Origin of the sequence: Hyella patelloides LEGE 07179, assembly GCF_900659865.1 — a bacterium.
In the GTDB taxonomy this organism is placed as follows: Bacteria; Cyanobacteriota; Cyanobacteriia; order Cyanobacteriales; family Xenococcaceae; genus Hyella; species Hyella patelloides.
Genome location: NZ_LR214058.1, coordinates 1 through 8641 on the forward strand (window position 1 = coordinate 1; position 8641 = coordinate 8641).

General features: G+C 36.0%; 6 protein-coding genes and 1 pseudogene. All 7 read right to left on the reverse strand.

Annotated elements, in window-relative coordinates; genetic code table 11:
• Positions 1–277: 277 nt before the first annotated feature.
• Positions 278–439 carry a hypothetical protein gene (locus H1P_RS28265; RefSeq protein ID WP_222427286.1) on the reverse strand — a complete coding sequence of 54 codons (162 nt, stop codon included), beginning with the start codon at positions 437–439 and terminating at the stop codon, positions 278–280.
• A 737-nt stretch (positions 440–1176) separates the two neighbouring features.
• Entirely contained in the window at positions 1177–2220 is a 1044-nt protein-coding gene (locus tag H1P_RS28270) for a DUF6492 family protein (RefSeq protein WP_144874019.1), read from the reverse strand.
• Between the two features lie 35 nt (positions 2221–2255).
• The gene (locus tag H1P_RS28275; RefSeq protein WP_144874021.1) at positions 2256–4016 is read right to left on the reverse strand and encodes a sedoheptulose 7-phosphate cyclase; all 1761 of its coding nucleotides are present in this window, start codon (positions 4014–4016) and stop codon (positions 2256–2258) included.
• A gap of 1127 nt (positions 4017–5143) precedes the next feature.
• Positions 5144–5719, reverse strand: a complete 576-nt coding sequence (locus tag H1P_RS28280) for a DUF4178 domain-containing protein (protein WP_144874023.1) — start codon at positions 5717–5719, stop codon at positions 5144–5146.
• A 379-nt stretch (positions 5720–6098) separates the two neighbouring features.
• On the reverse strand, positions 6099–6425 hold the full coding sequence (locus H1P_RS37805) for a hypothetical protein (RefSeq protein WP_246141989.1): 327 nt from the start codon (positions 6423–6425) through the stop codon (positions 6099–6101).
• A gap of 57 nt (positions 6426–6482) precedes the next feature.
• Positions 6483–6890: pseudogene (locus tag H1P_RS37810) on the reverse strand (class I SAM-dependent methyltransferase); the annotation flags it as partial.
• 120 nt (positions 6891–7010) lie between these two features.
• Positions 7011–8546, reverse strand: coding sequence for a polyamine aminopropyltransferase (locus tag H1P_RS28290; RefSeq protein ID WP_144874025.1), 1536 nt, complete (start codon positions 8544–8546; stop codon positions 7011–7013).
• Between the last annotated feature and the right edge of the window lie 95 nt (positions 8547–8641).

Below are 8641 nucleotides of genomic sequence, written 5' to 3' on the forward strand. Positions count from 1 at the left end.
TAGATGGTGGGACTTTAACCCACATCTGTCCATTAGTTCAGGCTACATACGGTTTTCTCCCCGTCATCACCTGGAAGCCTCTACTTCTCTAGTCTCTAGAGCTTCGCAGCTTCAACGAATCGCACAAGCCTCGCCTTTAAAGGCGAAGAGAAACAAAATATATTCAAGTATTGAATCCTCGCTCCTTCAGGCAGAGGTAAAACTTCTGACTTCTGACTTCAGATTTCTGACTTCGTGAAAGACAACTGAATCATAAAACTAAGTTAGAAAAATTAAGTCAAGCAGCTTCTTTTTTTGCTTTCTTAGCGCGAGAATAACTTTTTTTAGATATGGGATAGGTCTTTCTTTTTCTTCCTTTCCTACCTTGTTTCCACCCAGAATACTTTCCACGGGTTTTAGGTGGGCTAGTAGGTGTTCCCATCTCTACTAAAAGTGCCAAAATAGACTGTGCAACGGGAGCCAGGCGTTAAATTTTGCTGAAAAGATTGCCAGGGAAGATGATGCTCTTCAACTAGGCGTATGGCAACGATTCGTGAATTCTTGGGTCAGATAAACCTCAAAGCATTACTCCAATTGAGTTGTAAGCGATTATATTTCCAGCTATCTCCCCACTTTGATCGTAATAAGCATTTATTATCTTTTTTTGGTTTCTAATTCCGATAATCGGGACTGTCGGCATTTTAAATCACGAAACAATCGGGGATACAAACTTTTAGTAATTTTGACTTAGTTTTGATTGAGAAAAGCTTAAGTAGTTGAGAATCATTCCCTAGTTATTGCGAAAATAATATCTGGAATACTAACTTAGACTATTTGAGGATGATAATTATTTATACCAAATCAAAAAATGTTGGCGACACATAAAAAAAGAATAAGAGTAGAGTGAGCATTGCCAACTTTGCAGTTTATCTGTTGCATTATTTCTTCTAAACCTCGTCCACATTGAAAACTGGAGTTTTTGCTTGCCAAATAACGTTCTAGTCGGAAGAATAAAGAATAACTTGCTACTGCGACGCGATAGCGAGTCCTTTAGGGCTACTCGCTACTCGCTACTTTCTCGAACAGTTAAGTTGAGAACTACTGGTTTCAAACTAGATGCGGTTTAATTGGTATTAGTTAAATAAAAAACAAAAACCTAATCAGATGCTCAAAATCCCCTACCGTAAGAAACTACATTCAAGTAGTTACTGTTAAATTATCTTGGGAATCGACATCAGACACCTCAACATTACGTGGATTCCAGCGAGAGCGTAACTCTTCAATATGCATATTCTCTTCATTCTTTTTCAGATGTCGAGGACTACTTTCAAAAGATAAAGAAGATGGAAGCTCATCTGGCTTATATTCTGCTCTGATAAAAGAATCGATCTCTGTATATGTAGGAAAACGATTATCGCTCAAAGGCTCAGCTAACATTTCTCCTAAAGCAGCAGAAAACAATCCTGTGCCGTCATCAAAAAATCGTTCTGTAGTTGCCCCATACTGTTTGTATGGGTAAAAAGATAGATCGTTAGGAGCTTGAGCAGCTACCCAGGATACATAAGACCAATATTCGCTAAAAGTACCGAAATCATTAGCAGAGCGCATCATAAGCCGTAACCAGTGGTCGTCTGATTTATAGTACTGGCTCACCTTACCCGCAAAAGATTTGAGATGCTGCTGTTTAAACCAAATATGATGGGGAATAAAAGTTCCTTCATCGTCTGCAATTGATTTAACTTCCAGTATCGAGTTAATCCACTTATCCCACTTAGAAACAATGCTGGGATTACCCCAGTTGTTATGTTGCAACAAAGCAAAACTATGTTTGATTGTATCTCCATCCTTTTGAATCAGTTGCCAGGTATCGACAGGAAGTAAGTCACTATCCCAAACAACATACCATTCACTAAGATTATCAATCCCTTCAAACGCACCTAACTTTAATAGCTGCTGATAAAACCAACCTGGAGTATACAAAGATTCTTGGAGATCGAGTTCGGCGCAAATTGTATCCTTGGTAAGACCAACGGTTTGAAAAAAAGTTTCTTCCTCATGGCTATAAAGAGGAACAGTTTGCCAGCTTTGAGAGATCTTTGCCAGGGATTTGGCTTCGGGTGCAGGAGCAATAACATGGATTGCTCTTGGCTGATAGTGGGAGGAAATACCCTCTAAAACTGCTCGCGTATTCCAGCGTATACGGTATAGAGGGATCACAAAGTCAAATATTTCTTGTGACATAAACTCAGACAATTACTTATCTAAAATTACTTAATCTAAACAGCAGATAGTGTTTTTTCAGAAGCTTCTGTGTCTTCAACAGGAGCATGAGCCACTGTTGAAGGGTCTTCTAAACCAACATCACTACATAATGGATCGATTCCTAAACCTTGTCTGGGATATTCGGCACAAATTTTCTGATATTCATCAATAGCTTGATAAAGTTCTTCTTGAGTCAAGGAGTTAAGGTAGCCACATTTACCCACTTGTCCTTTAGGTAGAGGTGCTGCTAAATTTCCGCCTCGCTTCTGGACAATTTTTTCTTGAGCAGCCCAGACAATTTCTCGGTTAAGCAAGACATCATGCCACAAGCTCAAACCAAAAGAGCTAATCAGGCGCAGAATTCTCTGGAAATCGTCACTGCTAATCCAATTATTGCGATAACTTAAGTAAGCTCCAAAGCCCATACCTGTAGCTACAGCATGACCGTGCAATAATCCTGCTTCGATTTCAAAGCCAGGCGACCAAGTATGACCATAAGCGTGGGGACGACACTGATGAGTTTCGTAAAGGTTATCGTATTCTGCTTCTACATAGCTGCGTAAAGCAGAACCAAGAATTTTTTGGGAAAGGTTGCTGATTTGGCTGTTGGGTTCACAATCTAGTGTTCCAAAACGAGTAGTGATTAAATCTGCTCCAGCCTCTTCTAGAAAACAGAATAATTCTTCGTTTTTGACAGTAGCCATTTTAATAATTTCTGCGATGCCGTGTCTTAACCAACCTTCACGCAAAGTCTTAAAGAAAGAGCGGTCGGTTAAAGATAAAACAGGTGCATGATAGGCTCCAAAGAGATTTTTATAACCAAAGCCATCGCAACAAGTTCGAGGAGAAGGACCTGCATCAATACCAGCCACGATAGATGTGGACAGCATAACGTAAGGGGTATTGCGATGATACAAAGCGCAAGCCAGACCACCAGTATCAGTTAAGACTCCACCACCGACAATTAATACAGGTTCGTTTCGAGATACACCAAGACGTTTAAAGTCACCAAGCATACGCTCAACTGTATGTATGCCTTTATCCACTTCCATTGCACGATAGACAAGCTTATCTAGTTTAATGCCGTGATAATCGAAGTAATGCTCAATCTGTTCCCCGTAGTAACTTTCAACGTTTTGGTCTACGAGACAAACGCAACGTCTTAAAGACACATACATATCCCGAAGAACAGTCTGTTGAGGGTCTAAAGAATTTTCTAAGACTTTGATCGAAGTAAATGTACGAGAAGTCATCACAGCTTCAATCGTCTGATCGTCGTCGGTACTAACTACATGAGCTTGGCTTTCTCGATAGCTGGATGTAGGGTATATTGCATGGGGGTCAGTTTCTACAAGACGAGAAGCTAGTTCTTCATAAAACGTCCCATCTTGACTACGTAAAAGAACGTTTAATAGTTTCTCTTGACCCAAACTAGATTGATGAATTTTATCGGCAAATGCAGACCACTCTAAGCCCGCAGCCATGTCAAAAGCGATAACTAGCTGCTTGAGAAGACCACAAAAGTTACTAAGGGAGAGGTTAAGACAACTCCGAAGGCTGCGACAGGCTGATAAACCTTCAATAGCGGATACCGCAGCAAACTCATCTCCGAGTTCCTTAGAAAAGGCTGGAGCTTCAATTAATGCAAGCAATAAGTTTCTGAAAGATTTGCTGCAACAAATGGCTTCGACGGCTTTATCTAAGTTCTGATACGTCAGAATCTCACAGTCATAAGTGGCGATAAAATCCTTAACTGCCGAGGTAGTCTTTGTCATTATTTACTTTGGGAAAAACAATAATTGCAATATCAGCCAGGATGATGTAATCAATCCTCTGCTTCAATTAAGTTAACATAACTCCTCAGAAATATAAAAATTATATGATGGATTTATATTTTTTCCTGATTTGTATGTTAAAGAATATCTCCGATCGCTGAAAGCTTTTTTCAGAAACAGAAGATTTTTGGGGGCGACTGATTCAGCAGAATGAATGCTGTTAAGTCACTCTTCAATGCGATCGCTCTTCAAGTATATATCAATGATTGCTTCTAATCCACCACATTGAGTTTTGGTTACTCTCGCATTAACAATAGTCTAATGGGAACTATTAGTTTGTTACCTAAAATACAGAGCATTTATTCCTATAAGAAGGTTGGAAAATTAGATAGTACTTGGTTGAGTTGACTTAAAATGTAGTGCAACTGAAGTTTAACTATGTAATTTTTTTGCTACCTATAATGGGGGAAATTTGAGTGGGCTTTTAATAGCTTTATCATAAATTATCTCAAAAAAGCTTCATAGTTTTAATCCATCTTTAGTAAGATTGCTAGCCTATTTTTGATAATACCACAAGCTAGTTGAATTACCTAAAACGCGATCGCTTTTTCTTGGTTTTTTTATTTAATCAGTTATCTTGAAATTTATTTTATTTTAATATAAAATGTTATGGCTTTTTAGTTATTTTGTTATTAGAGGTACTGAGTAATTTGTTTTGTTGTGAAGATATCCAGCAAAATATTCGTCAAGTTAAATTATTGGTAAATTCTTTTTAAAGCGACCTTATTATTTAATAGTTTTAGTAAATTGTGTTTGCTTTTCGGAATATTTTATAGCGTTATGATGTACAATTACAATGATTTACTATTATTCTATATTTTAAAATTAGGAAATTAGAACAACAAATTTCTGATGGCTTATATTTAAAATTAGTATTGAAATCTCAAATAAATAGTCATTGTTGTAGTCAAGACAACTTGTATGTTCTTTGCCCTAGTGTGCGTCTCTAGATGCAAATCCTTTGTCAGACTTTCATCACTAGCGAGGGAAACCTAAGAATGGTCACTCGTCTACTTATGAATTAGATTACTTTTGTAACTTTTGGTAATTATCAACAATACTAATAGTTAACCATATACTTTTTGTCCATCACCAGGAAGAAAAGTAAGCATACGAGGATTAATTTTTTGTCCTACTAAAACTTCCAGATCACCATCCCAAATTTCTACAGATAAACGAAGATTATTATCATTTTTATAATCGTAATAATCACAGGTCTGATCCTGACGATTAATAGTATTTCCTAAACGTTTCATCGTTGCTGTACCAGAGCCAGATAAATGATAATCTTCTCCTGAGTAATTAAGGTTTTGTGGTAGAGGTTGTTCAATTTCCCCTGAAGTTTCGCGAAAAAAACTTACTTCTACAAAATCGTCTTCTTCTACTGATAACCAACAAATTTCTTCATTATCCTGTAGTAGATAACTAAACCAAGTATCGCTACTGTCGTTATAAATTAATTTTCCTTCCACAAACCAATCAATTCCTTGATATTGTACGATGTCTCCAATTTCTAAATTAAATATATTTCTTTCAGCAGCAGTTAATTTGCCTTTAACTTTACTAGCGGGAAGTTTTCCTTGTTGTTGTAAGACTAATAAAGTTACACCAGCACAAATAATAATAAAAAAAAGAAAATACATAATTGAATAAATAACAAATGCTCTTTAATAATATCTAAATATTGTAAGAGCGAATAACTATTTATTCCCACATTTAATACAATGTTTTACTTTTTCAGTAAATATACGTAAATAAGCTAACAATAAATATTCGATCTTTTTCCTAAACTCGTAACCCGATATCATATATTAAATATTTAAGAATCAAGCTAAATCTATAGTAATTCTCAATGATTTCCCAGAACTAACATAAGACAAATAACCAATAACGTTGAGGTACAGCGCATCTAGTGGCGCGAGTTTGACAAAAGACATTGAACTGCTAATTATCACGAAGTCAGAGGAAGCCTCGTCTTTTTAAGGCAAGGTCTCTCTGACCACTCAGATAGAATTACTGTAATTACTTAATTGCTTTAAATCGAATTCTGACATAATCAGCTATCCAGCCTTCTGCTTCCGAATACATGAGTGGTTTTAGTTTTTGTGCTACTTTCGTAATAAATTGATTTTTCGCTTCAGTAGTTAAATGACTAGTAATACCATTGGCAAAAATCTCTAACCAAGAATCAATACCACTTTTCAGAGGTGTGGGGCGAGGAATTAATTCTATATAATCTACTTGAAATCCTACTTGGTTTAAAATTGTAGTAAATTCTTCTACTGAAGAAAAATACCAAGGGTTCTTAAACTCACCAAAATTATCAGATTCTTGAAAGGTTTCTGACATTATATTAATCAGAGATTGAATATTTCCTTTTCCCCCAAATTCACCAACAAATCTTCCTCCTGGCTTTAAAGCACGATAAATATTACTGATTGCTGAGTTAATATCAGAAACCCAATGTAAAACAGCATTAGTCAGAGAGACCCCGCCTTAAAAAGACGGGGCTTCTTCTGACTTCGTAAATACTGCATCAAATTTTTCCTGATAGTTTAAATCTTCTACGGATAAAACTTTTGCCATTAAACCTTTTTGTGTAGCTGTTGCGATCATGTCTGTACTAGAATCAATTCCTAATACATTACAATTATAATTTTGGATTTGCAGGGTTAAATCCCCATTACCACAGCCTAAATCCAGAATCTTTTCTCTTGGTTGTGGTGCTAAGAGTTGTAAAACAGGGCTACCTAATTGAGTAACAAAAGAGGCGTCTTTTTGATACTGCTCTGCATTCCAGTTTTGTTTTTTCATATAGTTTAAATAAGTAGACGTAAATAGTTATAGAACTGAAACAAGATAAAATTTAGTTTTGTTAGTTATCTTACCCTGTTCCCTACCTTAACAATTTTCTAGTTAATTTAACCTATCTACTTAATAATGAAACCAACGAAAGTCAGATTGATAGCGGACAATTACAGGATGAGATAAACGATTAATTGCTACTTCCTGTAGATTAATATCTCCAGGTAAATTAAATAAACTGGACATCATAGATTCCGTCAAAAAGCGAGTTGCAATGGGTAATTTTAATTTTTGAGTATCAATTTTATTTCTAGAAGCTAACACAAATCCCCAAGGGCCAAAACTAGGTACATTAATTACATAGGGGTAAGTTTCTAAACCGACATATTTCAAAGTTTGATTAATACAGCTTATTACTTTTGGTGCAAAAAAAGGACTAGATGCTTGAGTAACTAAGATGCCATTATCTGATAAGCGACTAATAAGACGACGATAAAAACCTTCAGAATAAAGTTTAGCAAGTATCTTGCGGTCTGGATCGGGAAAATCGGCAATAATTACATCAAACTTTTCGGATAAATTGGCAACTTTTAAGAATGCATCACCATAAACCACCTCAACACGTTTATCAGCAAAAGCATTATTATTAACTTCTAATAATTGAGGATAATTACGAGCTAATTTAACTACTGCGGGGTCTAATTCAATTAAGACAATTTTTGCTACTTCTGACCATTTTAATACTTCCTTTAATGCTATGCCATCTCCAGCCCCCATAACCAAAATTTTTTGAGGATTAGTATTAGCACTCATGGCAGGATGAACTAATGCTTCATGGTAACGATATTCATCAATAGTAGAAAGTTGTAAGTCTCCATCGAGAAATAGTCTTAAATCTTGACCTTGGCGAGTTAAAACTATGCGTTGATATTGAGATTGGACTCTCTTAATAATGGGTGCTTCGTAGAGATTATTTTCTAAACGATTAGTAAAAGGAATAGAAATCGGTGCGGTAATTAATAATAATATGGCAATAGCTAATCCAATATATTTCCAAGACTTTAGTTGAGAAAAATTAGAGCCTAATAAAAATACCATGATTGCAGGTAAAGCTCCCAGAATAAAACCTGTAGGAAATAAACCACAAAAAGGTAATAGTAATAAGGGAAAAGCAATAGAACCGAATAATGCTCCTATGTAGTCTAGAGCTAATACTCCTGCTAAAGCATCTTTTAAATCTGATTCTAATTCTAGAACTCTAGTTAATAAAGGAACTTCTAAACCAGCTAAAACTCCCAACAATACAGTGGAAAAAGACAAGCCAAACCAAAGATTACCATTATTCACAAATAGGGCAAATAAACCCAATGGTAACAAAGCAGTAAAAGGAGCAATTAAAAGTTCTACTTTGACAAAAGCTGATAATAAATCTTGCTGCAAAGATGCTGATTTATTATCCATAGCAATAAATTTGCTGACGTAAGAACCAATACCCATTGCTGCCAGAAATCCTCCTATAGCTACCCCATAAGCCAAGGCTTGATTACCTACCAAATAACTAGCTAAAGTGCCTAGTAATAGCTCTACAGCTAACCCACAACTAGAAGAAACCGCAGCAGCCATTAACAGTAATTGTCTTTGAATTTTAGTAGTTGGGGTTGGCATCAAATCATTGTTAATTGTTAGTTGTCGATCGCTTTAAATGAGTTGGTATGATATCTTAATCTACTGGTTCGTTTGCTCATGGCTCGTCCCGTCCC

What these genes read in the sequence shown, in the direction of transcription:
- H1P_RS28290 (WP_144874025.1), bottom strand. Translation starts at nt 8,546, where the DNA reads ATGCCAACCCCAACTACTAAAATTCAAAGACAATTACTGTTAATGGCT.
- H1P_RS28280 (WP_144874023.1), bottom strand. Translation starts at nt 5,719, where the DNA reads ATGTATTTTCTTTTTTTTATTATTATTTGTGCTGGTGTAACTTTATTA.
- H1P_RS28270 (WP_144874019.1), bottom strand. Translation starts at nt 2,220, where the DNA reads ATGTCACAAGAAATATTTGACTTTGTGATCCCTCTATACCGTATACGC.
- H1P_RS37805 (WP_246141989.1), bottom strand. Translation starts at nt 6,425, where the DNA reads ATGTCAGAAACCTTTCAAGAATCTGATAATTTTGGTGAGTTTAAGAAC.
- H1P_RS28275 (WP_144874021.1), bottom strand. Translation starts at nt 4,016, where the DNA reads ATGACAAAGACTACCTCGGCAGTTAAGGATTTTATCGCCACTTATGAC.